This window comes from Paenibacillus ilasis (assembly GCF_043195395.1).
GTDB lineage: Bacteria > Bacillota > Bacilli > Paenibacillales > Paenibacillaceae > Paenibacillus_AQ > Paenibacillus_AQ lautus.
The window spans coordinates 341,098-367,415 of sequence record NZ_JBHDJG010000002.1 but is presented as its reverse complement, the minus strand read 5'-3'; the positions used below and the strand labels follow the sequence as shown (position 1 = coordinate 367,415).

General features: G+C 49.1%; 24 protein-coding genes. 10 read left to right on the top strand and 14 right to left on the bottom strand.

Features of this window, described 5'->3' with window-relative positions:
• Positions 1-31: 31 nt before the first annotated feature.
• The 3 genes from ACETK5_RS21775 to ACETK5_RS21765 all read left to right on the top strand — a co-directional run bounded on the left by ACETK5_RS21775 (position 32) and on the right by ACETK5_RS21765 (position 2,865).
• Positions 32-565 (top strand): RNA polymerase sigma factor, encoded by a 534-nt coding sequence (locus ACETK5_RS21775; protein ID WP_326111597.1) that lies wholly within the window; start codon positions 32-34, stop codon positions 563-565.
• Entirely contained in the window at positions 552-2,201 is a 1,650-nt protein-coding gene (locus tag ACETK5_RS21770; RefSeq protein ID WP_394057815.1) for a DUF4179 domain-containing protein, read from the top strand. The genes ACETK5_RS21775 and ACETK5_RS21770 overlap by 14 nt, the downstream gene beginning before the upstream one ends.
• Before the next feature lie 217 nt (positions 2,202-2,418).
• On the top strand, positions 2,419-2,865 hold the full coding sequence (locus ACETK5_RS21765) for a carboxymuconolactone decarboxylase family protein (RefSeq protein WP_009593821.1): 447 nt from the start codon (positions 2,419-2,421) through the stop codon (positions 2,863-2,865).
• On the opposite strand, the gene ACETK5_RS21760 is transcribed toward ACETK5_RS21765, so the two are convergent.
• Positions 2,834-3,733: a sigma-70 family RNA polymerase sigma factor gene (locus tag ACETK5_RS21760; protein WP_326119582.1), complete on the bottom strand. Its 900-nt coding sequence runs from the start codon at positions 3,731-3,733 to the stop codon at positions 2,834-2,836. The genes ACETK5_RS21765 and ACETK5_RS21760 overlap by 32 nt on opposite strands.
• A gap of 304 nt (positions 3,734-4,037) precedes the next feature.
• Between ACETK5_RS21760 and ACETK5_RS21755 the strand changes: the two genes are divergently transcribed.
• Genes ACETK5_RS21755 through ACETK5_RS21745 form a run of 3 tightly spaced genes read left to right on the top strand, consistent with a single transcriptional unit; the run spans position 4,038 to position 6,389 of the window.
• Positions 4,038-4,913, top strand: a complete 876-nt coding sequence (locus ACETK5_RS21755; protein ID WP_326111600.1) for a GGDEF domain-containing protein — start codon at positions 4,038-4,040, stop codon at positions 4,911-4,913.
• 44 nt (positions 4,914-4,957) lie between these two features.
• The gene (locus tag ACETK5_RS21750) at positions 4,958-5,101 is read left to right on the top strand and encodes a hypothetical protein (protein ID WP_394057812.1); all 144 of its coding nucleotides are present in this window, start codon (positions 4,958-4,960) and stop codon (positions 5,099-5,101) included.
• Positions 5,094-6,389, top strand: coding sequence for a glycosyltransferase family 2 protein (locus tag ACETK5_RS21745; RefSeq protein WP_394057810.1), 1,296 nt, complete (start codon positions 5,094-5,096; stop codon positions 6,387-6,389). Before ACETK5_RS21750 ends, ACETK5_RS21745 begins: the two co-directional genes overlap by 8 nt.
• Before the next feature lie 117 nt (positions 6,390-6,506).
• Here ACETK5_RS21745 and ACETK5_RS21740 read toward each other — a convergent pair whose 3' ends face one another.
• Positions 6,507-6,734: a DUF896 domain-containing protein gene (locus ACETK5_RS21740; RefSeq protein WP_326111604.1), complete on the bottom strand. Its 228-nt coding sequence runs from the start codon at positions 6,732-6,734 to the stop codon at positions 6,507-6,509.
• A 329-nt stretch (positions 6,735-7,063) separates the two neighbouring features.
• Between ACETK5_RS21740 and ACETK5_RS21735 the strand changes: the two genes are divergently transcribed.
• Entirely contained in the window at positions 7,064-8,419 is a 1,356-nt protein-coding gene (locus ACETK5_RS21735) for a sodium-dependent transporter (protein ID WP_326119579.1), read from the top strand.
• A 125-nt stretch (positions 8,420-8,544) separates the two neighbouring features.
• Here the strand turns inward: ACETK5_RS21735 and ACETK5_RS21730 are convergent, their stop codons facing one another.
• From ACETK5_RS21730 to ACETK5_RS21690, 9 genes are all read right to left on the bottom strand, one after another.
• Entirely contained in the window at positions 8,545-9,258 is a 714-nt protein-coding gene (locus ACETK5_RS21730; protein WP_394057807.1) for an ABC transporter permease, read from the bottom strand.
• Positions 9,259-9,266: 8 nt separating this feature from the next.
• Entirely contained in the window at positions 9,267-10,115 is an 849-nt protein-coding gene (locus ACETK5_RS21725; protein ID WP_326119577.1) for an ABC transporter ATP-binding protein, read from the bottom strand.
• A gap of 162 nt (positions 10,116-10,277) precedes the next feature.
• On the bottom strand, positions 10,278-11,615 hold the full coding sequence (locus tag ACETK5_RS21720; RefSeq protein ID WP_394057805.1) for a LytTR family transcriptional regulator DNA-binding domain-containing protein: 1,338 nt from the start codon (positions 11,613-11,615) through the stop codon (positions 10,278-10,280).
• Positions 11,616-12,165: 550 nt separating this feature from the next.
• Positions 12,166-13,326, bottom strand: a complete 1,161-nt coding sequence (locus ACETK5_RS21715) for a GntR family transcriptional regulator (protein ID WP_326111608.1) — start codon at positions 13,324-13,326, stop codon at positions 12,166-12,168.
• A 274-nt stretch (positions 13,327-13,600) separates the two neighbouring features.
• Complete coding sequence (locus tag ACETK5_RS21710; protein WP_100539786.1) at positions 13,601-14,488, bottom strand: carbohydrate ABC transporter permease; 888 nt, start codon at positions 14,486-14,488, stop codon at positions 13,601-13,603.
• A 10-nt stretch (positions 14,489-14,498) separates the two neighbouring features.
• Positions 14,499-15,368, bottom strand: a complete 870-nt coding sequence (locus ACETK5_RS21705) for an ABC transporter permease (RefSeq protein ID WP_243390928.1) — start codon at positions 15,366-15,368, stop codon at positions 14,499-14,501.
• A gap of 186 nt (positions 15,369-15,554) precedes the next feature.
• Positions 15,555-17,192, bottom strand: a complete 1,638-nt coding sequence (locus tag ACETK5_RS21700; protein WP_100539785.1) for a type 2 periplasmic-binding domain-containing protein — start codon at positions 17,190-17,192, stop codon at positions 15,555-15,557.
• Between the two features lie 198 nt (positions 17,193-17,390).
• Positions 17,391-19,040: a sensor histidine kinase gene (locus ACETK5_RS21695; RefSeq protein WP_394057802.1), complete on the bottom strand. Its 1,650-nt coding sequence runs from the start codon at positions 19,038-19,040 to the stop codon at positions 17,391-17,393.
• Positions 19,009-19,761 carry a response regulator transcription factor gene (locus tag ACETK5_RS21690; protein ID WP_243390903.1) on the bottom strand — a complete coding sequence of 251 codons (753 nt, stop codon included), beginning with the start codon at positions 19,759-19,761 and terminating at the stop codon, positions 19,009-19,011. Before ACETK5_RS21690 ends, ACETK5_RS21695 begins: the two co-directional genes overlap by 32 nt.
• Before the next feature lie 235 nt (positions 19,762-19,996).
• On the opposite strand from ACETK5_RS21690, the gene splB reads away from it, so the two are divergent.
• Positions 19,997-21,022 (top strand): spore photoproduct lyase, encoded by a 1,026-nt coding sequence (splB, locus tag ACETK5_RS21685; protein ID WP_326111612.1) that lies wholly within the window; start codon positions 19,997-19,999, stop codon positions 21,020-21,022.
• Between the two features lie 110 nt (positions 21,023-21,132).
• Here splB and ACETK5_RS21680 read toward each other — a convergent pair whose 3' ends face one another.
• Positions 21,133-23,151 carry a bifunctional diguanylate cyclase/phosphodiesterase gene (locus ACETK5_RS21680; RefSeq protein ID WP_326111614.1) on the bottom strand — a complete coding sequence of 673 codons (2,019 nt, stop codon included), beginning with the start codon at positions 23,149-23,151 and terminating at the stop codon, positions 21,133-21,135.
• A gap of 363 nt (positions 23,152-23,514) precedes the next feature.
• Complete coding sequence (locus ACETK5_RS21675) at positions 23,515-23,853, bottom strand: winged helix-turn-helix transcriptional regulator (RefSeq protein WP_100539780.1); 339 nt, start codon at positions 23,851-23,853, stop codon at positions 23,515-23,517.
• Positions 23,854-24,031: 178 nt separating this feature from the next.
• On the opposite strand from ACETK5_RS21675, the gene ACETK5_RS21670 reads away from it, so the two are divergent.
• Positions 24,032-25,036: an SDR family oxidoreductase gene (locus ACETK5_RS21670; protein ID WP_326111615.1), complete on the top strand. Its 1,005-nt coding sequence runs from the start codon at positions 24,032-24,034 to the stop codon at positions 25,034-25,036.
• Positions 25,033-25,617: an NAD(P)H oxidoreductase gene (locus ACETK5_RS21665; protein ID WP_326111616.1), complete on the top strand. Its 585-nt coding sequence runs from the start codon at positions 25,033-25,035 to the stop codon at positions 25,615-25,617. Before ACETK5_RS21670 ends, ACETK5_RS21665 begins: the two co-directional genes overlap by 4 nt.
• A gap of 251 nt (positions 25,618-25,868) precedes the next feature.
• Here ACETK5_RS21665 and ACETK5_RS21660 read toward each other — a convergent pair whose 3' ends face one another.
• Positions 25,869-26,288, bottom strand: a complete 420-nt coding sequence (locus tag ACETK5_RS21660; RefSeq protein WP_394057798.1) for an OsmC family protein — start codon at positions 26,286-26,288, stop codon at positions 25,869-25,871.
• Between the last annotated feature and the right edge of the window lie 30 nt (positions 26,289-26,318).

Below are 26,318 nucleotides of genomic sequence, written 5' to 3'. Positions count from 1 at the left end.
GACATAACGCAAAAGAAAGGAGTGCCTTGGATTGACGGAACGCGAGTTATTCGATACTTACAACAAGGATGTGTACCGTACCTGCTACTACATGCTGCGGAACGCGCAGGATGCGGAAGATCTCTGCCACGACGTATTTGTCACCGTATTTCGTCAGGATTGGAGAAGCGTTGAGCATACACGTGCCTGGATCATGCGCATCGCGATGAATCATTGCCTGAACCTGCTTAGAAGAAATCAGACCCAGCGTGACAAGCAAAGTCAGGTCGAGTGGCTCCACGAGCAGACCACGGCATCGGTTAAATCCGTAGACACCATCGTATTGGAAAAAGCAGCGGCGGCGGAATGGGAGAAACTGCTGCGGCAGCTTCCGGACAAGCTGATGGCCGTTGTCACACTCCGCTATATCGGTGAGCTGTCGATGGCGGAAATCGCCGAAACGCTGAAGATTCCCGTCGGGACGGTTAAATCAAGGCTTCACAAAGCATTGAAAATCATGCGCAAAAAGCTCGAACACCATAACGGCTTTTGGCTGAAGGGAGAGAAACAATTTGGAACGTTTTGAGAACAATCTGAAGGACCAGATGAAAACAGCGAATAACGTGTCTTATCCTGATTTTGACCGCATGTGGAGCAGCATCCAGCAGAACGAATTGAAGGTGGCCGGGGGTGAGTCGGTTCCGCTTCGTCCGCGCAGACGAAAACGGATTGCGATCATCACGGGGATATCCGTCGCTTTGATGGCAACGCCGGTCTATGCGGCCCTGAACTATGATTGGTCCAATCTTCTATCTTACAGGGCCGGGATCCAGACTGCATTGGAGCAGGGGCTTGGCCAGACGATTGAGCAATCCGTTACGAGAGACGGCATCACCTTAACGGTGCACACGGCGTTTATCGATGAGAACCGGACGTTCCTGCTCTACAGTCTGGATCCAGGCTCAACACGAGCTGGCGAGCAAGTAGCCTTTGATCATATTGGGCTTAAAGATAAGGAGGGCCATTCCATCGAGGGCCGTTATTCCCATCAGTGGAATGAGGAGCTTGGCGTATTCCAGGGGTATTTTGAGACCGATTGGGTTGCGGATGGCCAAATGGCGGATATCGAGTTTGCCATGGAGAATATCCGTTTTACCGGCGATGGAAAACAGTCCATCAGCTACGACCCTCAAGATCCGAATACGCAGGTATTCCCCATTCAAAAGGATGGCATTGACAGCGTGACCCTGCAGTCTTTTGAGCAAGCCGAAGGAAATGTCCTGCTCCAATCGGCCATTACCTTTACGGATCCCGAAATGAATAGCAGAAGCTGGGTACGAATTCAAGCGACCGATGACAAGAAAGAGATGATTAAGGAGGTTGAAGCTCCTACTTTTGGAACCCCGGCAGCCTCCGGGGAATACCTGAGTCAGCAAGTATTCAATTCGGACTCCTTGCGTGCTGAAGGTACGAGGTTCCAGCTGGCTTATGATCGCACACTCGGAACCGCAGACGGCACCTGGAGTTTAAATATGGCCTTGTCCAAAAAACAAATGGACAGCGGAACATTTAAGGAAGTGCTGAACATCCCTGTAGATCAGGTGCCTGGCGGAACAAAAATTCATGAGATGATCGTTACGCCAACCCAAGTCCGGCTGATCCTGACCCATGAAGAGAAATATACTCGTGTTCCTTACATGGACTACCAGCTGGATGTAGGCGGGACGCTGTTAAGCGGAGGCAGCTGGCATGTTCCCGGCCAATCAGGCAAGACGGAGCTGCGTTTTGAAATGACCGGACTTCATGCGGCCTCCCTGGCGAACCAACCGGTGTCTCTGATTGCCAAGCACCGCGTCGATGAATATGCCGGAGACAAGAATCCAATCCGCTTGACCGGCATTTCGGCTGAACCTCAAAGCTTAACGTCCAGCATTGCAGGTTATCCGATCACATGGACCTATTACATGAAGGACAACAATCTCTACGTAGAATCCTTAAGCTCCGATCCGACATTCGGCGGCGTCAACCAAACCTATTATCTTGACGGCGATGACCGAAGCTATGGAATGCCGGCCATGATCGGCCTGCTCGGCGATGACAACAACAAACATATAGACGTGTATAAGAATTTCGACAAGACCGAGCTTGAGGTGTACATTTCGAACTATACCACCCATAAGCGAGACGATGTCCTGCGCGTTCCGCTTAAGGCCGGAAAGTAACATTTAGAGCCTAATAAACGACAAAGAAACCCTCTGGATGTACATGAACGTTACCCGGGGCGGCGCTTCTGCCAAGAATCGCCGTTCCTTTTTCGTGCTTTCGTTCTCCACCTTTTAAGGGTTTCTTTCTTTTTTCCATTAGAACATGTCACAATTCTGACCGGCAGAATGTCATATGGGTGAACATCACCAATCATACCGTAAAGGGGAACTGAACATGGAACTTCGAATGAATTACCGATCGGCCAATCCCGAAGCCTTCAAAACGCTGCTTGCCCTGGAGCAAGCGGCCCAAAAAAGCGGACTCGATCACAAGCTGTACGAAATCATTAAGCTCCGGGCATCCCAGATCAACGGCTGCTCCTTCTGCGTGGATATGCATTCCAAGGATCTGCTCTCCATGGGCGAAAGCGTGGACCGCCTCCTCCTTCTGCCGATGTGGCGGGAGGTCCCGATATATTCCGACGAAGAACGGGCCGTCATCGAATTGACGGAGTGCGTGACCAAGCTGTCCGAGGCCGGCGTTCCTGCAGAGGTATACGAACGCGTCCGCAAGCATTTTGACGAGAAGCAATTCGTCGATCTGGTCATGGCGATCACAACGATCAATGCCTGGAACCGGATCGGTGTCGCTACAGGGCTGTTCCCGGGCTGTTTTGATTAAACAGCTGTAATTTATCCGGATTCACCACAAGAAAAATCTGACTGATGCGGGATAGGTCGGGTTCCCATTCTACCGTCAGCACCATGGAGACCCTACCGTCCCGCTTCAGCAACAAGCCAGGCTCTCCGTTTACGGAGACAGGCTCAAACCCTTCCCGAAACGAGCCTTTGGCAGATAATCCCTCGAAGAATGCGCGTACCCGTTCCACGCCCAATATCGGATTGATGGCTGCCTTCGCTTTGCCGCCCCCATCCGATAGCAGCGTAACCTCTTCCTTCAGGAAAGACAGCAGCGGCTTAAAATTCCCCATATCGGACGCGCGCAGGAATGCTTCAACGAAGCGTTCCTGTGTTTCCGTCCGGGCGTTTTCTCCCTTAGGCCTCTCCGTGGCCTGCCCCATTTTCTGCTTGGCACGGCTGAAGGTCTTGCGACAGCTGATCTCCGTCTTTCCAAGCATCTCCGCTATGATCGGATATTCAAGCCCCAGCGTATCCTTGGCGATATAAATGGCACGTTCCAGCGGCGTTAACCGTTGAAGCAGCACCAGGTAGGCATAACCAATCGTTTCGCGGCGTTCCGCAGGATCGGACCGCGCCAGCATGTCATAATCCGGCATCGGCTCAGGCAGCCAGGGACCGGTATACGTTTCGCGCTGGCGTCTGGACGATTTCAACAGGTTGATGCAGCGGTTCGTTGTCATTTTGGCCAAATACGCCTTATCGTTCCGTACTTCTCCCCGATCCATCTGCACGAATTGGGAAAAAACATCCTGCACGATATCCTCCGCATCCGCCGCACTCCCCAGCATCCGGTAGGCCAGGCCGAACATCATCGGCTTGTATTCGGTATAGATTTGATCCAATAACATCAGGCACACCTTCTTATTCTGTATATTTTCGGCATGACAGCTACACCACTAATAAGACAAATGGGCGTTACCGCCTGTGACCTCATGAAGACGTTATTCTCTACTCTACCCCATATCCCCTGATCCCCGGAAGGGTCAGTTGAAAGGAGAATTCCAGGGTCAATGGACATTAAATTCGGTATCCCATATGTAGATTATGACAACGTTCGATAAATCTATCGACATTTGGGTAATTTTTAAATAACATATGGAATGGCCCAACTACAGCGATTAAAGGTTTAAGCGTTTAGAAAGTAGGTAAAACATGAAAAAATCCACCCCTTTACGTCGCGTCGAACTCGGTTATTTTCTGCTGATTGCTCTTGCTATTATCCAGCAGTTGTTCATATTCTGGAACATCTATGTAAATCAAAGTTTTACTTTCACAGAATTCCTGTTCAGCGTCGGTACACTGGCCGCCTTATTGATCGGTTTCTTTCTTCCGGTAGGCGTTTCGACGGTTGCCGTTTTTGTGTATCTGGTCACTTACTTCGTATGGTTGTCCACCCTAGCCCCGGTCAATGTGCTCACCCTATCCTGGATACTGCTGCTTCCGGCCAATACCGCTATTGCCATCTTCATCAAGCTAGCTCTGGTGCGAAGCCGAAGGTTCATAAGGCGTCTCGAGCAATTGAGGAAAACCAACCCGGATATCGACATCGACACCTCCCTTGGCAGCAAGGATGCTTTCGCAGATACGCTGGTGAAACAAGCCAATCTGGCCAATCGCTATTCGGATCAGTACAGCTTCTGCATCATGATGTTTAAGCTCGATTTTCTCCCCCTGACCAGGGAGTCTGTCGGATCACATCGTTTTGCCAAGCTAATGATGGAGCTGTCGAGCACGATACAGAAGCAGATTCGTTATGAGGACTATAAATTCTCCATTGGAGAAGGACGCTTTATCATTCTGTGCCCGCTCACCAAGCCGGAATATCTCAAAAGCCTTATGGAGCGCATCAAAGTCGCCATGATGAACGTCCCCTTCCGTGACAAAAAAGGCATGTCCCTCAAGCTTGTGGTCCGCGCCGGCGGCCTCGTGTTCCAGAAGGAGCAATTTAGCCGATACGAAAATATCGATGACGTCATCTCTGCATTAGAACGAAATACCGAAACCGACCTCATTGGAGAATATATTTAACCAAGTTAAGTTACCATCATCCATCAAAAGGAGGCTTGCGGCCGATGTCATATACCCACTGGTTTATCCCTCTGTGCATCGGGGTCAGCATCGTGTTCTCCATAGCCATCATGATTCTGACGATTGCCACCTTAAGCTTCCGTTCGAAAGTCAAACGAAAATATGATCGGGGGAGGTTCAGTGACTGACTTTTTCCTGGTCATTTCCATCATCAGTATATGGATTGCCGTGCTGGAATCGATCATTATCATGGCAGGGGCCATCGTGTTCATTCATAAACAAAACCTGCAGAAGCTGGTGAATCCGAGCAATCTGGAGGATTTTCCAACCGTGACGGTCATGGTGCCCGCGCATAACGAGGAATTGGTCATCCAGGCAACGGTAGAGCACATTCTGCAGATGAATTACCCGCATCACAAAATGCAGGTGATTGTCATCGCCGACAATTGCAAGGATCATACGGCTGATCGCTTAAGGGCGCTGAAAGGCAATGAACGTTACCGCGACCGCGACTTTCTTATTCTGGAGAGAACCGGAACCGGCGGTAAATCGGGCGCCCTGAACGACGCGCTCAAGCAGGCAACAGGCGAATGGATCTGTGTCTACGACGCGGATGCCGCACCTGAGAAAAACGCACTGTTGTTCCTGACGCAGAAGGCGATGGAGCAGCCTGAACGCTACGGGGCTGTCTTTGGCCGCAACAAGGCCCGAAACCGCGGACAGAATTTTCTGTCCCGCTGCATCAATCTGGAGCTGGTGACCATTCAGCGCGTGCATCATACCGGGTTATGGCAGCTGTTTAAGCTGGGTACCATTCCTGGCACGAACTTTATCGTGAAAACCGCGCTCATTCAGGACATCGGCGGATGGGATGAACAAGCGATCACGGAAGATACCGCGATTTCGTTCGAGATCCTGACGAGAGGCCAGCTTATTGCGCTGGCTCCGCAAGCCGAAGCTTATCAGCAGGAGCCCGAGGATCTGAAGGTATACATGAAACAGCGCGAACGCTGGGCCAAGGGCAACTACAGCGTTGTCACGGATAATATTCATCATCTGTTTGACCGGACAAGCTGGCGGATTAAGCTGCATGTGCTGTATTACGCAGCCAGTTACTTCTGGTTTATGATTGCCATTATCATCTCAGATATTATATTTGTGACCAATATCGTATATCAGATCATCGCGCTATTTAATCCGGCCGTCGTCTCTCCTTTCCGGTTTGAGGGCGATGTGTATATGTATCTCATCATCGCTTGGGCCTTAATGTATTATATTTACGTCCTACAGATCAACCTGGCGCTCGCAACGGACATTGGCCAGAGCAACACGCGCAACTTCATTCTCTCCTGCGTATCGTACTTCACCTACGCTCAGCTGTTCCTCATCATCTCCATCAAGGCCTTCTACTCCATGATCGTGGACAAGATTACGGGCAGGGAGTCCAAATGGTACAAGACGGAGCGGTTTGGATAGAGGAGCCCGACATAACTAGCTTAAAATAAAGAAGAGATCACCATGACATGGCGATCTCTTCTTCTTGTTTCATTATGCTCACCATACTGTGTAAAGGCGTTACACAGTCACGGCAATTTAATTTTCTCTCAGCTTCTTCTGCTCATTTCGAAGTTTCTCAGGTGTCACGTCGTTTCCGTCGGGATCCACGATGCTTAATCCCGAAAAGGTACTTAGCACTTGGCCGCGGATCTCACGCAGATATTCCGTGCGCAAGACTTGCTGCTCGGCTTTCTCCGCAGTCGTGAGCACGCCCTCCCGCTGTTTTTTAGCCAATTCATTAATCCGGGTTAAGCTTTTGATCATGATATCCCTCTTTCCATATGATTTTGATTTGTTGTTTATCTTAATATAAAGATATAACAATCTAAGATATTTGTCAACCCCTGCCAACTTTCATTATCATCAGGTGCATTTGTGATTTTTTCCCTACCCAAAGTCTCTTCATTTCCTTAAACTTGATGTTTAAGGTTTATTTATTTACAAATCGTGGTTAATGTTAGTATTGAAAACTTTGCATTAACAGCATAATAAACATGCAGGTCCTTATCCCTTAGGAAAAATTACTTATGCCTTTCTGGCAGAACATGAAATATAATAGAGGAACTTAACTTTAATCAACTGGGGGAACATCTATGAAATCTCAGCTCAACAACCCAGCTTCACCGGGGAAAAGTGATCGTTTTTCCTCTGCTGGATTCATTCTGGCCGCGATCGGGAGCTCTGTCGGCCTCGGAAACATGTGGAAGTTCCCTTACATTACGGGAGAACACGGCGGTGCAGCTTTCTTCCTGCTCTTCATCATCTGTCTCATCGTGATCGGTTTGCCCGTCCTGCTGGCGGAGCTTGCCATCGGACGAGCTGGCCGCGGGAGTGCCGCGACTTCCTTCGTTAAAGCGGGCGGACCGAAAGTCTTCGGGCATCTTGGATTGCTCCAGGTTATTGCGCCGTTTCTCATTCTGACCTTCTATGTCATTGTGGCAGGCTGGACGCTTCATTATGCCGTCATGTCGTTTAGCGGCAATCTGTACAACAACACCGATTTCGGTGGTCAATTTACTACGTTTACGCAAGGCTACATGCCGATTGTATGGCAATTCGCCGCTATTATTATTACCGGGTTGGTTGTAGCCAAAGGAATCTCCGGAGGGATCGAGAAATTCAACAAAGTTCTGATTCCCGGCCTGATCATCCTGTTGATCGTGTTAATGATCCGTGCGGTAACCTTGCCAGGAGCCGGCGCAGGCGTATCCTTCTTCTTGAATCCTGACTTCTCGAAGCTGAGCCCGGAAGCGGCACTGGTCGCGCTGGGACATGCCTTCTTCTCCCTCTCACTGGGGATGGGGATTCTGTTGACCTACGGGGCTTATGTTGATAAACGGCAATCTCTGGGGCCGGCTACCCTGGCCATCGGTGCTGGCGACCTGATTTATGCGTTTATTGCCGGGCTCATTATATTCCCGACAACCGCTTCCTTCGGGATTGAGCCAGATGCCGGACCTTCTCTTGTCTTCATTGCCTTGCCGGCGGCCTTCTCGGCCATGCCGCTGGGTGCTTTTTTCGGGGGATTGTTCTTCATTCTGCTAGCCATCGCCGCATTAACCTCCTCCGTTTCACTGCTGGAGGTCCCAACCTCGTATGTCATGGACCGCTGGCATTGGGGACGCACGAAATCCGTAGTCGTTATTAGCGCGCTGGTTATGCTGATCGGTCTACCCTCTGCGTTGTCATTCGGCATCGTACCTGGGCTTACCGATATCGGCGGTAAAAACTTCTTCGATTGGCTGGATTTCATCACATCCAACATTCTGCTTCCGGTCGGAGGTCTGATCACCACCATCTTTGCAGGATACTTTTGGAAGAAGGCGGCAGATGCCGCTGGACTGAAAGCCGGCTGGTTCCGGGTATGGCTGTTCATGCTCCGTTATATCGCGCCAGTACTCGTATTTTTGGTGCTGCTTCATACCACCGGCGTGATCAAGTTCGATTAATTAGCAGCCAAGGCAATCTCATCGTCCATACGGGGGCGAATGGGGTTGCCTTTTTTCGTATCCACTGCATGTAAAAAGCCGCAGGGAGAACCATCGTCTCCCTCGCGGCTTATGGTTTGAGCAGACTACTTATCGAACCGTTTCCGGCTGTACACCGCTGCAGCGGCAGCGATCGAGATGACCATCCATCCGGCGCAAATCAGCAAATCTTTGGTCATTACGCCCACAGCTTCTCCTCTGCTGACACTTCCCATCACGTCGATAAACTTCTGCGTAGGCAAATAGTTTACGAAGCTCATCATGAATTCGCTGTCTAACATGGGAGCGAACATCGGGCCCATAACGAAGATAATGAGAACCGGTAAACCGATGATGGAGGACTCTTGTACGTTACGCGACATCAAACCGATGATTAACCCCAGCGCAATGAACATGATAAGCGAGATGAGAATCAGCAGGGACGGAATTCCCCAGCTCACCTCTGGCACTTCCGAGACGGCCACCGAAGCGATCACAGCGATCAATGTTAATACGAAAGTAAGAAAGCTTTTACCCATCAGAATCTCGGTTGTACTTGCAGGCGAGAGCATCAATACGCGCAGGGTGTGCTTCTCCTTCTCTTCCGCGACCATCATCGCCAGCACAAACGCGCCTGTCATCGATAAGGCGAGCAAAATCGGGAAGCTCAATATCATCATGTCATCGCCTGTTGTACCATTGGCCCCCATCCTACTGAACAGGAAGGCAAACAGGATCGGCATTCCCATCATCAATAGAATTTGCGGGTTACGGATACTATCTTTCCACTCTTTATTTATAATGGCTTGCAGTCTCTTCATGGAAAATGTCATTGCAATTCCCTCCCTGTCATTTGTACAAAAATATCGCCTAACGTAGGTTCATTCGAATGGATCGATAATAGCTTGCCTTCTTGCATCCATTGCCCAATGCGCTGCGCACTCTCTTCACTCTGCTGCAGCACCAGCTTGCCCTCACCTTCTACCAGAACCGTCATCGATTGATCGGCATGCGCCAGACGCAGCTGCTGCGGGGTATCAATCGCTTTGATCACGCCATCATGGATAAAGGCTACACGATCACACAGACTCTCCGCTTCCATCATGTTATGGGTTGTCAGAAAAATGGTGGTCCCTTCCCGATTCAATTTCCGCAATCCCTCATGAATATGCAGGGCATTGGCCGGGTCTAACGCCGACGTAGGCTCGTCCAGGAACAAGAGGTCCGGCTTGTGAAGAATGGCGCGTGCCAGCATCACTCGTTGCTTCATCCCTTTTGAGAGCTTCTTCACCATCGTTTGACGGTCATTGGCTAGATTGACCTCTTCCAGTACTTCGGCAATCCGTTTCAATTCCACATCGTACAACTTGCAGAACAGCTCCAGATTGTCTTGGATGGTGAGTCTTTCATATAAAGCGCTGTTATCGGTCAATATCCCGATCCGGCGCTTATGGTTGGCATCATTCATTTTATGGATAGGTTGACCGAATACTTTAACGGTGCCAGAGGTTGGAAGCAGTTGGGAAGTCAAAATTTTTACCGTCGTTGTTTTGCCCGATCCGCTAGGACCCAGGAATCCGAATATTTCGCCCTGATTAATATGAAATTGGATATGCTGTAACGCACTCTTGTTTCCGAATGCCTTCAGCAGCTGATTGACTTCAATGATTGGTTGCATGCTTGATCCATCCCTTCGGGTTTTCGTTATCGCCTTACACACTTCATGTTATGGCAACGCCAGAAAAGCCGCATTATATAAGGGATGAAAGGAGTATATCTGCCATTGAAACCTGCGATTTCTCCCTTGAACGGAGCAGCAATTCGGATGAACAAACCGCAATTAAATGCCAATGATCTTCTTTAATTCATCATATTTACTCTTGGATAGCGGAATAGAGCTCTTGGTTTGGTCGTCCAGGATTAAGCTGTAGCTGTTCCGTGTCCATGTGATGACTTCGCGGACCTTCTGAAGATTTACCAGGTACGAGCGGTGACAACGATAAAAACCAAAACCTTTGAGTCTCCCTTCCAGATCGCTTAACGACATGGAACAGGCATAGGTCCCTTGAAGAACATGCAGATTCGCGACACCTTCATGACTCTCGATATAATCAATCTCCGTCGGATCAAATAGAATGAGCTTGTCTCCCACCTTGGCCGGAATCTTCTCAAAACGCATGGGCTGGACAAAAACAGGGACCTGGCTTCCCGCTGGCTCCGGTTGTAAGTCTAGATCTACCGCCCCGACACTGGCGCCGGTTTCGGTAGACAACGATTTATCAGGTGAAGCGCTTATCTCGGCGTCTTCCGGCTTCGTTTCCATACCGGATTCCATCTCTGCTGTTGTATTAGGCCTAATCAACGTGACTTGGTTTTCTGCTTCTTCTGATTGGGTCTTCGCAAAAACCTCAGCGGATATGAAGTTTTTAGTAACGGAATCAGCTGCAGTTGGTGTACTTACCTGCTTCCCTACCATTGAAATAACTGGCTCTCTATCTCTATTTCTATCGTTTGGGTTAAGGAGATTTTGTTCTTCTTCCGCCGTCTCCAGCTTCTTAAATCCGGAATGGCTATATAAGTACACATCATTGGTCATGGAAATGGCTTGTTCCAGAACCATTGTCGTAATAATGATCGCTGTGCCTTCCTCCATCAGAGCCGGTATTAGATTGCGAATGATATAACTTGTCTCAAGATCGACGTTCTGCTCCGGATCTTCCATGAATAGAACCTGCGGATTATGTACGAGTGCGCGTGCGATAGACAATCGGCGCACTTCTGATGAAGTCAGCCGCGACACTCGGCTATCCCGCTTCTCTGCAAGTCCTAGCCGCTGCAATAACAGGTCCGTATCCAGCTCCGCCTCGTAGAGACGAGCGTAAAATTGAAGGAATTCGCTAACCTTCAGTCGCTCATAAGCTGTATCGGACAAAAGTTGAATCCCTATTTTCCTTCTAATGTCGCGTGTATTATGGGGGGTCAGCGCCTCTCCGTGAATCCATATGGAACCCTCAGATATCGACGTCTGCCCGATCATGGCGAGTAATAATTGATGTCCTAATTCATGATTACATTGAATAACAACGCATTGACCTGCTGTCACTTCAAGGTCGATATGCGGAATTAATACGGTACTGCCGGATGTCTTCTGCACGTGTCGTAGCTGTACTACACTCATCTGATTTGATATCCCCCTAGAATGTTGTTCCAACAGTACTATTTTAGTGGAATGATTTGGCTGAAACTACTATTTGTTTCGGATAATTCGCTAGCAGATGCTATTTCCCGAGAAATAATGACAAGTGATGTAGAAATAGGATTGAGATTTGTATGGATATTTTTGCATAGTAAAATAGTTCGTGTGTATTTAAGTTGATCGTATAATCTACAGTCATCCAGTTAATATATCAATATATAAAACACATGTTATGTCCGAATTCTGCGGTCTCCGCATAATATCTAATCCGCATTCATTTAGAAAAAGGAACAAAAAACATGCGCTCACATATCCGTGAGCGCATGGCTTGTACTTGTTCATCTATAGTGGAAAAAGGATAAAACTGCCGTATTCCTGCATCCGGTTCAGATTCAGTATTCAGCTATGCATCGTCTTCGAAATCAAATTTCAATCAGGCGATATGGCGGTATCAGGTGGATTACGTTCGATCTTGCTATCCATGCATATGTTGACGCGCTTCACCGCACAGAGGTTTAGACAAGGTCACTGGTTATTTCTTTACAGGCCCGGTAGATGCACCAACCACCAATTCCGCCGGCAATCGCTTCTCAACGGCTACATCATCGTGATTCATGATGCCCAGTACCGTCTCGATCGCCAGCCTCCCCATCCCTTCCTCGTTCTGCCGCATATGGGTAAACAAATAACCCTCGCCGATATTTAGCTGCGGACTGTCGAAGCATATGATGGATACATCCTCCGGCACCCGCAGACCGAGGCGCTCGGCCGCAACCTTGGCCAGCAAAGCAATGTTATATTCGATCGCAAAAAAGGCAGTAATCGAAGGGTGATCCTGCAGATGCTGCACGATCCGCTGGATTTCACGTTCAATATTGCTCTCATGGAAGGCATTGGGCAAAGTGGCCGTCACATCGCTAATCCAGATTTCCTTATCAAACGCGATGCCCCGGGCGGCATGAGCCTGCACGAACCCTTCAATCCGTTCTTCAACCGCTGTCGTATCTCTCGGTGGAGGAGACAGCAGGGAAATATGACGGTGACCCAAATCGAATAAATGCTCCACCGCCTGCACGGCTGCCTCAAGATTATCTGTACTAATGGAAGCCGCTGCGACTCCCTTCAGCTTGCGATCAATCAGGACAAGCGGGAAACGGGCAATGACCATCTTTAATATTTCAGCATTGAAATATTCCCCCTGAGCGGGAAATACAATGAGTCCGTTCACGCCGAGATTACGCAGCTTCTGAATGGATAATTCCTCATTATCCTGGTCTCCAAACGTTCTGCGCAGCACCAGAAAGCAGTCATTCTCCCTCGAATACTGCTCCATGCTGTAGACCAGGCGTGTTCCGTAGCTTGAAGAAAAGTCCGTAATGACAAGACCGATCATCTTCTCCCGGCTGGCCCCTGCAGCATCTGCGCTCTCGGAGGAGAATGGTTCTCTGTGCACCACAGGCTCATCCGGATCGGCTACGAACGATCCCTTTCCCGGCTTGCGTACAATCACGCCTTCGGCCGCCAGCAGGTCCAATGCTTTTTTGCTTGTGATTCGACTAACTCCGTATTCATCCGCGAGTTCCTTCTCCGAAGGGACTTTATCGCCTATCCGAAAAATATGGGTTGAGATCTTTCGCTTCATCTCATTAAAAATTTGTTCATACATCGGCTTCGTGGAAGCTGCATCTTTCAAATTGATATCCCTCCAACGGTACTCCAAAACCTGCTAATTTATATAACAATATAACATGATATATTTAAATTGTCCATGTTGAACGGATACCACTTACAAATTAAATGCAATCTGAACAGTCTTAACCATGACAAAACAGCGCCGAAGGATGGTCTTTCGCCGGAAAGACTCATGCTAAGGGCGCTGTCTCTGTCGACTACCTAATTCATTTTGCCGATGCTGGATGTACCCGCTCAAACAGAGCACGCCAATAAGGCTGACCGGCTGAGCTGTTCTATTCCTTCACAGCCCCCAGAACGATTCCGTGGATTAAGTAACGCTGCAGAAACGGATAAATGAGCAGAATTGGAATCATGGAAACCAGAATTTTGGCCGAGTTCAGGGTCGTGTTGGAAATTTTATTGAACTGCTGCAGCTGTTCGACCGAGAGATTCTGCATCTGGTCACGCGTCAGACTGAGCTGCTGCAGATAGGTTTGAAGCGGTATTTTTTCGCTGTCATTGATCAGGATGATTCCGTCAAAGAAGTTGTTCCAGTGACCGACGATGACAAACAGGGTAATGGTCGCCAGACTGGGCATGGAGATCGGGATAAAGATCTTGAGCAGGATTTTCAGCGGACCGGCACCATCAATGAATGCGGCCTCCTCCAGCTCCTTCGGAATGCCCTTGAAGAAGTTCATCAGGAGAATCACGTTGAAGACAGGAACCGCACCCGGCAGAACCAGTGCCCAGATGCTGTTGATCAACCCCAGCTTGCTGATCACCATATACCAGGGAACGATCCCGCCGCTGAAGAGCATCGTAAACACGATAATCCACATATATTGGTTTCTCGATCGGAACTGCGTGACGCTCCGCGACAACGGATAGGCCATGAGGATGGTCAAAATCATGTTGATCGCGCCCCCAAGCAGCACCCGTTCCACGGATATGAGAAACGCCTTCCAAAACTTCGTGTCATTCAATATCTGCCCGTAGGATGAGAAGTTCAGCTCCACCGGAAAAAAGTAGACCTTGCCAGCATTAACAGCCGTGCTGCTGCTGACAGACACCATAATCGTATTGACTATGGGAGCCAGCGACACAAATGTAATCAGAACGAGCGCGAGCATAATCATCAGGCGGGATAGCCTTGAGCCCAGCGTTTTGGATTGAATCATGCTAACCCTCCTAGAAAATCCTGTACCCCGCATACCTCGAGGCCAGCCTGTAGGATATAACAATCAGAATAAAGCTGATGACCGATTTCATCAGTCCGATCGCCGTTGCGAACGAATACTGCATATTGATCAGACCCATGCGGTACACAAACGTATCGATAATATCACCCGTCTCATATACCAGCGGATTATACAGGTTGAACACCTGGTCAAATCCCGCATTCAGCACATTGCCGAGACTTAGCGTGCCCAGCAGGATGATCGTCGGAAACATGCCCGGCAGCGTGATATTCAGCGTCTGCTTCCAGCGGCTTGCGCCGTCCATTGCGGCCGATTCATACAAAGCCGGGTTAATCGCCGTCAACGCAGCCAAATACACAATCGTCCCGTATCCGAATTCCTTCCAGGTATCCGTCACGATGAGCAGCGGCCTGAACCAGTCGTTGCTTGCCAGAAACATGATCCGCTCCAGCCCCAGAAACTCAAGGAAATTGTTAATCATGCCGTCAAAGGAAAAGATCATGGTCAGCATCGTACCCAAGACCACCCATGACATAAAATGCGGCAAATACACGATGGTTTGAATCGTGCTTTTGAAGAGCTTCAGACGCACCTCATTAAGCAGCAGGGCGAACACGATCGGTACAATCAATCCGAGAACAATCTTCCCGACCGCGATGACCAGCGTATTCACAAAAATCTGTTTGGCATCCGGCAGTTGAAACATATACGTGAAATTGTCGAGTCCTGCCCATGCGGAGCCGAATATCCCTTTTGCAGGGATGAACTTTTGAAAAGCCATGACCACCCCGAACATTGGTACAATCGAGAAAATGAACAGCATGACCATGCCGGGCAGCAGCATCGCATGGTAGGTCATTTCGTCAAAGGTTCTTCGTTTCTTTTTCCTCCGGTATCGTACTTCCCGCTCTGAATTGACGGTTGTTTCCACTTGCGCCATCGTCCGCTCCACCTCCATCATGTCCCTGTCAGGACAGGCCTTATCGAATGAAAAGCCCGCGCGGATGACCACCAATAGCCCTCCGCGCCAAGGCTCCTGCTTTCCTTATCTGCTGCTCATCTGGTTGACCTCTTCCGTAATCTCATCGCCGCCGGTACGCTTCCAGGTGTCCACAAACTTATCGAATTCATCAACGGGGGCTTGGCCCATGATGATTTTCAATATCGTCTCTTCTTCGAGCTTTTGGAGGTTGGCCCACTTCAGCTTCATCGTCTCGGTGGTTCCGTAGAAGCCTGCAGGAATCACTTCCAGATTCGGATTGTTCGCTTCGCGTTGACCCTCGATACGTGAGAGGTATTCGCCATAGGTGTTCACATCGACGGCATTGCCTTTCTCCTTAAACTCCTGATATGCCTTGAAGGATACCACCCTGTCCTCCTGAACGGCCGAAGCATCCCCGGATTGATCCGCCTTCATCAGATCGTCGTAATAACGCTTCAACACGTCGTCATAATCCACTTGCATCGGAATTTGCGTCGGATCATTGTTCCAACGACTGGCATCGGTCAGCATCTCGTCCGGATGCTCTTTCTTGTAGTTGATTGCATCATCCGTTAAGGAGTACAGGAAATCCGTAGTCAGATTGACCGACTTCATGATCGCTTCGGGATGGGCAAAATCCTTCTTCACCACGACGATACCGCCGCCCACCGGATCCTGACGGATCGTTTTGAATTTGCCGTTCTCGTCTACCGGTGCCGATACGGCAACCCAGACAGCATCGGGATCCTGCTTGATCGAGTCCTTGTAGTTGGTGTAGCCGATCCACCATGGATTAAACAGCATGCCTACCTGACCGTTGATCACAAGCGCTTCCTTCTCTTCATTCGACCGGACGGCGAACTGTTTATCTATCAAACCTTCCTTGTACATGGCGCTCAGCTCCGTCAGCGCCTGCTTCATCTCGGGCTGAACCGATCCATATACGACCTGGCCGTCCTTCTCGATCCAGTTCATCGGAAAGGCGCCATGCGCAGCGAATACCGGCGTAAAGTTCATGGCGTTGGAATCCATCACCATTCCGACCGTCTTGCCTGTTCCCGAGGCGTCCTTTTCCACGAATGTTCTGGCGAGGTTCCATACGTCCTCGACGGATTCCGGCATCTTCGCGCCGACTTTATCCACCCAGTCCTTCCGAACCCACAGCAGCTGGTGCTGGTTGCCGATATTCGTCATCGGAAGGCCCATGATTTTACCGTCGACCTTCACCTGGTTCAGCAGCAAGTCGCCATAGGAAGCGTAGATATTCTTGACCCCGTCGGATGCGGTTTTCTCGTACACCTCCGTCATATCGGCAATCAGGTCATTATCCACCAGCTGGTTGAAAATATCGCGGCTGACCAGCATAACGTCCGGCAGATCGCCCGTTGTCATCGATAACGAGAGCTTCTGATCCATATCGTCCGTCTCCCAAGCCACCTTGGCTTTCACGTTCACCCGGTCCTCTACGTATCGGGTAGCCAAATTGTCCTCAATCGTATCGCCTGGTGGCAGGTTGTTCACATGATTGGTATTCCGGCCGATCGTAAATTCCACCGGTGTCTCATATTTTCCGTAAGGCTCATAATCCTGCTCTGAAATTTCCGGCTGCGCGTTATCACTCTTGCCCCCGCCGCAGCCGCTGAATACGACCAGCATCATGCAGCCGAGCAGCAGAGAAGCCATCTTTCTGCGTTTGTTCATCCTGTCATCCCCTTTTTTCTTGTTTTGGTTGATAATCAAATTGTATGCGGTTTCAAAATTGGCGTATATGCAACATTTTTTGGATATGTATCACTTTTTTCATGACCTTCTTGTTCTCCACTTCAAACTACAAAAAAAGCGGCTGCCTCAGCACACCGCTTTCATGACCAATGCTATGGACGGAATAACGCTCGCTGTTCAGGAAGCCGGAATGACCATCGATACTTCCGTTCCGCTGCCTGACTCACTATGAATATCGAGTCCGTAATCCTGTCCGTAATACAGCTTGATCCGGTCATTCACGTTCCGAACACCGCAGCCCCCGCTCTCTCCGGCCAGCAGCCTCGCCGCCTGCACGGGAGTCATGCCCACCCCGTTATCGCTGACGATTAGTTTAATTCCCCCTTCGACCTGGCTGACCCCAATGTGGATCTGGTAATCTGCCCCTCTGGCCTCCACAAATCCGTGTTTGATGGCATTCTCCACAATCGGCTGCAGAATAAAATGGATGACCTCGGTATGCAACACTCTCTCATCAATATGATAATCGACGTCAAACCGCCCATCATTCATAATAAGCTGCAAATCCAGGTAAGCCTTGATGTGCTGCACCTCATCCTTGATCGTTGCCATATGCCTCCCCTGATTCAGCGTCGTTCTATAGAACCGGGCCAATGCCGATACCATATAACTCGTTTCGATATCCGCCTTCTTCTCGGCCCTCCACCGGATAAAGGAGAGGGTGTTGTATAGGAAGTGCGGATTAATCTGATTGATCAGCTTGTTATATTCGCTTTCCCTCTTGGCGATTTCGGCTTGATACACCTGGGAGATAAGGCTGTTGATCCGTTTCAGCATTTTGCCGATACCGTTGGTCAGCTCACCGAATTCATCCCTGGACGAGCTTTGGATAATGACATCCAGATTGTTCTGCTCCACCTTGTCTACTTTGTTCTTGATATGGATAATTCTGCGCGTGAAATTGTTGGAGATCACATAAATGAGCAGGAAGGTAATGATCAAGCTGAGGATCATGACAAACAATGTAATTTGAAAAATACCGAGCGCATTGGCGTATGCATTCGTGTTCAGCAAATGATAGTGAACCGTCCAGCCATTGTTAGCGAGTGATCGGCTTAGGCTCAGCCCGCTCGGCTCCCCATCCTCCAAACCGGCAGATGCATCCGGCGCCTTGCTTTCCTTGAATATCACCCGCTGCTCAGCATCCTCGATATGAACCGCCACATGCTCCGACAGCTTGTCCAGGTCTGCAAAGATGCTGTCATGCTGAATGGAAATGACCATGAAATTGCTGTCCTTCGGATTGCTGATCAGCTCCTGAACGAGATAAAGCTTCTCCCCGTCCACAATCCAGCGCCTGCCCCGAAATCCGTCATACCAAGACTTGCTCTTAAGATCCCCGATCGGCAAAATATTGTCGCGAATCCCCAGCAGCTCACCGGATGTATAAAAGGTAATGGCCTCAATATCCTCGTCCATCAGCCGGATGTTCGAGATCAACGGCTCCAGGATATCCCGGAAATCCAGGTACATGTTAAAATAGTTCTCTTCGTAATCCTTAATGAAAATTTGGGATAAATCCCGATTCAGCACCATGAACTCGCTCAGCGTATTATACCGGTTAATCTTGTAATCCATAATGTTCGCCACCTGCTCCAGGCTGGCTTCGGCCTCGCTCCGCAGTTCCTTCATCTGAATGCGATAGGACTGAATGAAGGAGAGCAGCCCGAGCAGAAGAATGGGAATGAGTGCAATCACCAAGTGGGACAGCAGCAGTTTGTTGCGGAACCTGATATCATTGAACTTGTTCTTGATCCACCCGATCATGGAGCACCCCGCACTCTCTATACTGTATCGGACTCACGCCGAACTTGCTTTTGAACAGCTTGGCAAAGTAGGAATGGTTATCGATGCCAACCGCTACAGCGATATCATTGACCTTCATATTGGAATTCTGGAGCAGATGGCTTGCCCGCCGCAAGCGGTAATCGGTCAAATACTTCGAGAAGTTCTCGCCGGTCTCTTTCTTGAACAAAATACTTAAATACCCCGGGGACAGATATACATCATGGGCTGCATCCGACAACGAAATGTCCCGCTGGTAATGATCCTTCACATAATCCTTGACCTGAAGGATAACCTTGGATTCCAACGACTCCTGCTGGTAGTCCCCTCCATAAGGGCTGATCTGGGTAATGTCCTCCATCACCTCCAGAAACTCCTCCCTGACCAGCGGCTTCAGCAAGTAATTTACCACGCCCAGCCGGATGGCGCTGCGGGCATATTCAAATTCGTCATAACCACTGCAAATGACAATCTTTAGATCCTGCTGCATCTTTCGGGCTTGTTTGCTTAGCGCAAGTCCGTCCATCAGAGGCATTCTAACGTCGGTGATGAGGATATCAATCGCATTTTCCACCAGAATCCGCTCCGCGCTCATTCCGTTCTCGGCCTCCAATACTTGAAAGGGGAAGCGGTACTGAGAGATCAAATCCTTAATGCCTTCTCTTTGAACGGACTCATCGTCAACAACAAGAACATTAAACATCATGAAATCTCCTTTGCATATGAAAAGTATGGGAAATCATACAGGAAAATATAGGTTGTTATAAATGGTATGCCTGTTATGTCGTAGTATATCATAGAATTCGGAAAGGGCTTTCATAATCATGCTTAAGCCTGCTTATCCGTTTCACCTTTGGATAACTTGAACTATGCATGATCATCACGACGGTTGCCAATCCTATACATCATATTCTTTATTTAGCGGGGAGGGAGATTATTTGGAGCGTTTTGACCCGGAACTGGTCTTTTTTGAGCCGGACGCGTTGGAGTATCCGCTTGGAAAGAAGCTGTATGCATGGTTTGAAGAATTAGGTACCCCCATTAAAATGACGACCTCTCATAATAGGGTGACCGGCATTCCAGGAGAATCGGAAACTGAAAAATACCGCAACGCCAAGAGAACGCTGGTTGTCGGGATCAGGAAAACATTGGACTTCGATACCTCCAAGCCGTCAGCGGAATATGCCATCCCGCTAACTACCGGATGTGCGGGACATTGTCATTACTGCTACCTGCAAACGACGATGAGCTCGAAACCCTATGTGCGGATTTACGTGAACCTGGATCAAATCCTGGATAAAGCAAAGGCCTATATCGAGGATCGGGCCCCGGAGATTACGCGTTTCGAAGCTGCTTGCACGGGGGATCCCGTATCGCTTGAGCATTTGACCGGAGCACTTGCCTATTACATTGAATTTATGGCCAAGCAGGAATATGGCCGACTGCGATTCGTGACGAAGTTCGCCAACATCGATTCCCTTCTGAATATCGATCACGGCGGCCATACCAGGGTCCGCTTCTCCATCAATTCCGATTATGTCATCCGTTATTTCGAGCCGGGCACCTCTTCCTTCGAAGAACGGATTGAAGCCGCGGGCAAAATTGCCGAAGCCGGATATCCGTTAGGTTTCATCATTGCCCCGATCGTCAAATATGACGGATGGCAAGAGGGATACTGGCATTTGTTAGAGAAGCTTCATGAGCGATTAAGCCATGTGGAGGTAGAGGATCTGACGTTCGAGCTCATTCAACACCGCTTTACCAAAACGGCCAAAAACACCATATTAAAGCGTTACCCCAAAACCAAACTGAATATGGACGAGGAAGATCGGCAGTTAAAATGGGGAAGGTACGGAAAGTTTAAATATGTCTATAAGGCCGAAACCGTCGAGGAATTCCAGCAGTTGTTCGAGAAGGGGATCCAAGAATATTTCCCTCGTGCGAAAATTGCCTATTTTGTTTAATTGCAGAGACTTGAGGGGCCCAGGCGGTTATTATATGTCTCCAATCACAACATAACGGACACCTCACGGTGCCCGCTATTCGTATGATCTGTATCTATTCCTTCTACTTTTCATCGAAGGGTCACGGTCTCTTCGTTCTTGTGTTCTTGGTCGTACATCCAGACCTTAATCTCATTGATATCCATCGGCTTTCCGTAATAATAACCCTGCATGACATGGCAGCCAAGTCCGGTCAAAAAGTCGATATGCTCCTTGTTCTCTACACCTTCCGCAATGACATCCAAATTCAAATTCTCTGCCATAAGAACGATGGCGTTGACGATGGCGCGTTTGCTGGGCGTGTCCAAATCATTGGTGAACTGGCGGTCCAGCTTTAGAGCATCAATCGGAATCCGGTCGAGGAGTCCAATCGAGGAATAACCGGTTCCGAAATCATCCATGGAGACCTTGACCCCCAAGGACCTGATATTCCCAAGCTGGCGGATAATATCATTCACATCGTGCAGCACCATGGACTCTGCTATCTCCAGCTCTAACAAGCGAGGTTCCAGATTCGCCTTGTCCAGCACGTTTTGAATAAGCTCCAGCAGATTGTCGCCATGAAATAAACGAATCGATAAATTCACCGAGACGGGCTGGACGATTCCTCTCTCCTGCCACACCTTGCACTGTTTGCATGCTTCCTCAAGCGTCCATCGGGTCATCGGTATAATCAGCCCCGTCTCTTCCGCAATCGGTATGAATTCAAGCGGGGATACCACGCCTAATCGGGGATGCTTCCAGCGGAGCAGCGCCTCAAATCCGACCAAGCGATCGCTCTGCACATTCCATTTCGGCTGATATGCAATGAAGAATTCCTTCAATTCAAGCGCTCGCTGCAGGTCCTTCTCCAATTCCATTTTACGAACCTCTTGAAGACCCATCTCCTCGTCATAGAGGCATTGCTGATTCTTGCCCAGCCCCTTCGCTTTATACATGGCGGTGTCCGCATTCTTCAGCAGCGTCGTACGGTCAGAGCTATGGACAGAACCGATGCTGATTCCGATGCTTGCCGTCACATACAGCTCGTTACCGTCGATATGGTAGACGTTTTTTATTTTTTGGAGTATATCGTCTGCTAAGCGCTGGGCATAATTGGGGTCGCTTCGCTTTAAAATAATCAGAAATTCGTCCCCGCCGATCCGGAATACCTGCTGGCCGCTTCCAATGAATTGACGCAGTCGCTTACCCACTTCCTGGACCAGCATATCCCCAACATTATGACCCAGCGTATCGTTGATCGCCTTAAATTGGTCCAAATCCAGAAACAGGATCGTAATTTTCTCCGTCTCGGCATTCGTCTCAAAGAATCGGTTCATTTCATTTCGGTTAGGCAATCCCGTGATGGTATCCTGATAGGCCAGCTTTTCCAGCACATGCCGGTCAAAGAACATCGCCCCCCAGGAAATCAGCAGGATGACAAAAATCGTGACCGTCACACCATACAGAAGCAGAAAATCGACAGACTGCGGCTGCTGCGTGATCATACCGGCATGAGCCTCAAACCGTGCAGCTTTCATGCCGGTATAATGCATCCCGCATACGGCAAATCCCATGACAACCGCCGAGCCCCACTTGAGAAAGCTGGACTTGGGATGATTCCGAAAGCGGAGAAACAATAATAAAGCCGCATAGGAAGCTACCAATGCTATGATGGCGGACAGTACCCAAAGGCCGTGATCATAACTGATCTCAGCATGTATGACCATGGCTTCCATTCCCATGTAATGCATGATGACAATGCCGCTTCCCATAATGAAACCGCCAATGGCGATTTTGGACCAGTTAATATTTTTGGGCATCGTAATATAAAACGCGATGAAGGAGGAAACCACGCTGGCTAACATCGACATGATGGTCAGAAAGACATCGTACCTCACATTCATATTCATGTGCATGGCCAGCATGCCGACAAAATGCATGGACCAAACGCCGCTTCCCATGACCATAGCGCCGCCGAATAGCCAAAAAAACTTGGATTTGCCGTTCGCCTCTGAAATTTTGGATGTAATATTTAAAGCCGAGTATGAAGCAAGTATCGCAATCGCAATTGAAAGCCCAACAATATAATAGTTATAATTGCCGTCCATCTGAGCTGTGCACACCCCTTTTGTGAGTAATTCTTAAGTCCTATGAAGATCATACGTTTCCTAGCGGATAACGTTTCTATTAATTCACGGTGACTCGCCCCTGTGCATGCCAGGAAAAGGCAATCCTTATTTTCACGGCCACCCTAGTCCTGCACTTCTCCATATTATATCTATAGTAACTATTCAATTTCTCGACAAACAAAGAAAGGTGCGAATGCGCCCGGATTTTAATGAGTCTAAAGAACTAATTATTCTACGGAGTTCGGGGCTATTCCTCTATCCTATGGAAAATATGGAGCGACAATTTTAAAAATAAAAAGCTACGGACCCTTATTAGGTCAGCAGCTTTTATTTTGTCTGTCCTCAAGGTGTAATTACCTTCGATTTTCCATTCAAGTACTTCTCGCCCCATTCACAGATTTGATCAAGGATCGGTTGTAGTGAAACGCCCAATTCACTCAGCTCGTAGACGACCTTAGGCGGCACTTGATTAAAGACCGTTCGCGTGATAATCCCATCCTCCTCCAGCTCCCGCAGCGTCTGCGTTAACATTTTCTGCGTAATATCCGGCATCTGCTTCTTTATTTCACTCGTTCGCTTGGGGCCATAACTTAAGTGGCACAGCACAATGACCTTCCATTTGCCGCCGATGACATCCATGGTCGCCTCAGACGGAATATTGTATTGTCGCTCCCCATTCATAAGAACTTCTCTCCTTTTCGAACGGAAGTGGCATCGGACTGATAACAGGCACTTTGGGGTACTAATGATACTTTTAGGTACCTATAGAACAATTAAGTGCGTACTTCCTTTCCGTCATTATATGTTACATAATCCCCTTATACCAGTACTTCAGCATGGAAATTGGAGGTGAAATGGCATGCAGCGTATTTACATTGCCGGAGGTTATGGCGTAATCGGAAGTGCTGTTGCCCGGCATATCCGAAAGATCAATCAAGATGCCGAGATTATACTCGCCGGAAGGCATCCCGAGAAGGGGAGCTTATTAGTGCAAGAGCTGGGGAACGCCCGTACCGCTTTTTTAGATATCCGCCAGGGTCAGTCTCCAGCGGAGCTGGATCAAGTCGACCTTATCGTTTCTACCATTCAGGATCCGGCCGACCTCCTCATTCAAGAGGCCCTTGCAAAAGGAACTGCACATATCGGGATTACGAAGCTTGCCGACGAACTGACGCCGATTCTATTCGCCATGCAAAACCATCCCCCTCAAGCGCCGATTGTGCCTTTGGGACATTCGCAAGCGGGGATCCTGACCTTGGTCGCGTATCAGGAGGCGAAGTCTTTCCGAAGCATCCAATCGATCGGTTTGACTGGTCACTATGATGAACGCGATCCGATGGGGCCTATGACGCTCGAGGAAACCGAAGGGTTTATCAGCCGTGCTCTCCTCCGGGAAAACGCGATATGGAAATGGGTTGAGGCTGCGAAGTATCCGAGAAGCATAAGTCTTTCAAACGGTTCCCGGGTAGAAGGCCATCCCATGAGTTTATTGGATGTTCCAAGCCTCGGGGCTGTTACGGGAGCGCCTAATATTCGATTCGACTTCGCCATCCATGACTCCATAGGAACACGGGCTGGAGGCAGGGCATCCCAAGACCTCTACATTGACCTTGAAGGCGTACTTCTTGACGGCCGTTCCACGAAACGGAGAATCGCGTTGACCGATCCGAAAGGACAGGCGCATTTTACGGCCCTCGGGATTCTCCTTTCCATTGAGCGCATTCTGGGCTGGGACGGCTCACCTCCTGCTTCCGGAGGCTTCTATCTACCGGAAACGTTGGTTCCTCTTGAAACTGCAATGAAACGTATTGAACAATTCGGCATTCAAATTCGAAGAGAAGAAAGAGACGGTGAACCTTCATGAAGGTATTAACGGTTGTTACGCATCCACGCGAAAATTCCTTTACTTTTGCAGTTACCGAAAAGTTTATACAGGGGCTTCGGGACTCCGGGCATGAAGCGGAAATTCTGGATCTTCACCGCATCGGTTTCAATCCAGTCCTGTGGGAGGCAGACGAACCCGATTGGTCTGATCCTAACAAACGGTATTCTCCTGAGGTTGAGGCCGAAATCGCACGAATGAAGGAGTACGACGCGCTGGCCTATATCTTCCCGGTGTGGTGGTACGGAATCCCGGCCATGCTGAAAGGGTATATCGATCGTGTCTGGAATCATGGCTTTGCTTACGGCGGCGGATCAAAGCTTCATCACCAACAGGTGTTATGGCTGGCGCTCGCGGGAGCTTCGGAAGACCATTTTGCCAAGCGGGGCTATGATCAGATGTTATCCCTTTCCCTCAATATCGGGATGGCCGACTACTCCGGAATCAAAAATTCCCGTGTGGAATTCTTCTATGATACGTTAGAAGGCAGACCGGAGCATATGGAGAGTTTGCTCGAACGAGCTTATCAGCTAGGATTGCATTATGCGGATTCTGGTGCATGATGCATTCTGGGCAATTCATCCCGAACGTATTACTACATCACCCTCGAATCTGATGATGGAGACCGGAAGGTATACCCCGATGCCAAAGGCGTAACTAAACGCCATACGGCATACGGTGAAAATAGATGCAGCATGTACACATAATAGTGCATTCACGGTCCCTGAAGAACACAACAGCCTTAGTCCGCGATGAATCCTGGACTAAGGCTGTTGTTGGATTGGCTTGAAAGATTAACACAGAAGCTTATCCATTACGCATTGCTGCCCGTTTCGATGGGTTCATTCACTTCGATCAGTTCAACAACGGCCTCGCTCTTCAGCGTATTGCCGATCGTGCAGGCGCGCTCTACAACAGATTTCAGCTTCTCCTTGTACGCTGCCTCCAGGGTTGGCGGCAGTGTGACATGGACGTTGAAATGCGAGAACTTATTGCTTTTATCCTCTGCCTTTACCGATGACACTTCGATATGAATGGAAGACTTATCGTAATCCACGCCGTCGTAAGCCATTATTTTTTGGAGCGAGATGGATACGCACAGCGCCAGGGACGCTTCCAGCAGCTCTCTCGGAGACAGGCCGCCCTCCAGATTCGGGCCATGGTTTCCTGCGATCTGAAACCCAGCTTCATTGAATATTTGATCCTGGCCCTCTATGATTTTTAACGTTGTCATGTTCTAGCCTCTTTTCTTTTAGTCTTCGTT

Coding starts and splice junctions, on each gene's coding strand:
- ACETK5_RS21765 (WP_009593821.1), top strand. CDS start 2,419: ATGGAACTTCGAATGAATTACCGATCGGCCAATCCCGAAGCCTTCAAA.
- ACETK5_RS21760 (WP_326119582.1), bottom strand. CDS start 3,733: ATGTTATTGGATCAAATCTATACCGAATACAAGCCGATGATGTTCGGC.
- ACETK5_RS21755 (WP_326111600.1), top strand. CDS start 4,038: ATGAAAAAATCCACCCCTTTACGTCGCGTCGAACTCGGTTATTTTCTG.
- ACETK5_RS21750 (WP_394057812.1), top strand. CDS start 4,958: ATGTCATATACCCACTGGTTTATCCCTCTGTGCATCGGGGTCAGCATC.
- ACETK5_RS21740 (WP_326111604.1), bottom strand. CDS start 6,734: ATGATCAAAAGCTTAACCCGGATTAATGAATTGGCTAAAAAACAGCGG.
- ACETK5_RS21735 (WP_326119579.1), top strand. CDS start 7,064: ATGAAATCTCAGCTCAACAACCCAGCTTCACCGGGGAAAAGTGATCGT.
- ACETK5_RS21730 (WP_394057807.1), bottom strand. CDS start 9,258: ATGAAGAGACTGCAAGCCATTATAAATAAAGAGTGGAAAGATAGTATC.
- ACETK5_RS21725 (WP_326119577.1), bottom strand. CDS start 10,115: ATGCAACCAATCATTGAAGTCAATCAGCTGCTGAAGGCATTCGGAAAC.
- ACETK5_RS21720 (WP_394057805.1), bottom strand. CDS start 11,615: ATGAGTGTAGTACAGCTACGACACGTGCAGAAGACATCCGGCAGTACC.
- ACETK5_RS21710 (WP_100539786.1), bottom strand. CDS start 14,488: ATGATTCAATCCAAAACGCTGGGCTCAAGGCTATCCCGCCTGATGATT.
- ACETK5_RS21705 (WP_243390928.1), bottom strand. CDS start 15,368: ATGACCTACCATGCGATGCTGCTGCCCGGCATGGTCATGCTGTTCATT.
- ACETK5_RS21700 (WP_100539785.1), bottom strand. CDS start 17,192: ATGAACAAACGCAGAAAGATGGCTTCTCTGCTGCTCGGCTGCATGATG.
- ACETK5_RS21695 (WP_394057802.1), bottom strand. CDS start 19,040: ATGATCGGGTGGATCAAGAACAAGTTCAATGATATCAGGTTCCGCAAC.
- ACETK5_RS21690 (WP_243390903.1), bottom strand. CDS start 19,761: ATGTTTAATGTTCTTGTTGTTGACGATGAGTCCGTTCAAAGAGAAGGC.
- ACETK5_RS21680 (WP_326111614.1), bottom strand. CDS start 23,151: ATGGACGGCAATTATAACTATTATATTGTTGGGCTTTCAATTGCGATT.
- ACETK5_RS21675 (WP_100539780.1), bottom strand. CDS start 23,853: ATGAATGGGGAGCGACAATACAATATTCCGTCTGAGGCGACCATGGAT.
- ACETK5_RS21670 (WP_326111615.1), top strand. CDS start 24,032: ATGCAGCGTATTTACATTGCCGGAGGTTATGGCGTAATCGGAAGTGCT.
- ACETK5_RS21665 (WP_326111616.1), top strand. CDS start 25,033: ATGAAGGTATTAACGGTTGTTACGCATCCACGCGAAAATTCCTTTACT.
- ACETK5_RS21660 (WP_394057798.1), bottom strand. CDS start 26,288: ATGACAACGTTAAAAATCATAGAGGGCCAGGATCAAATATTCAATGAA.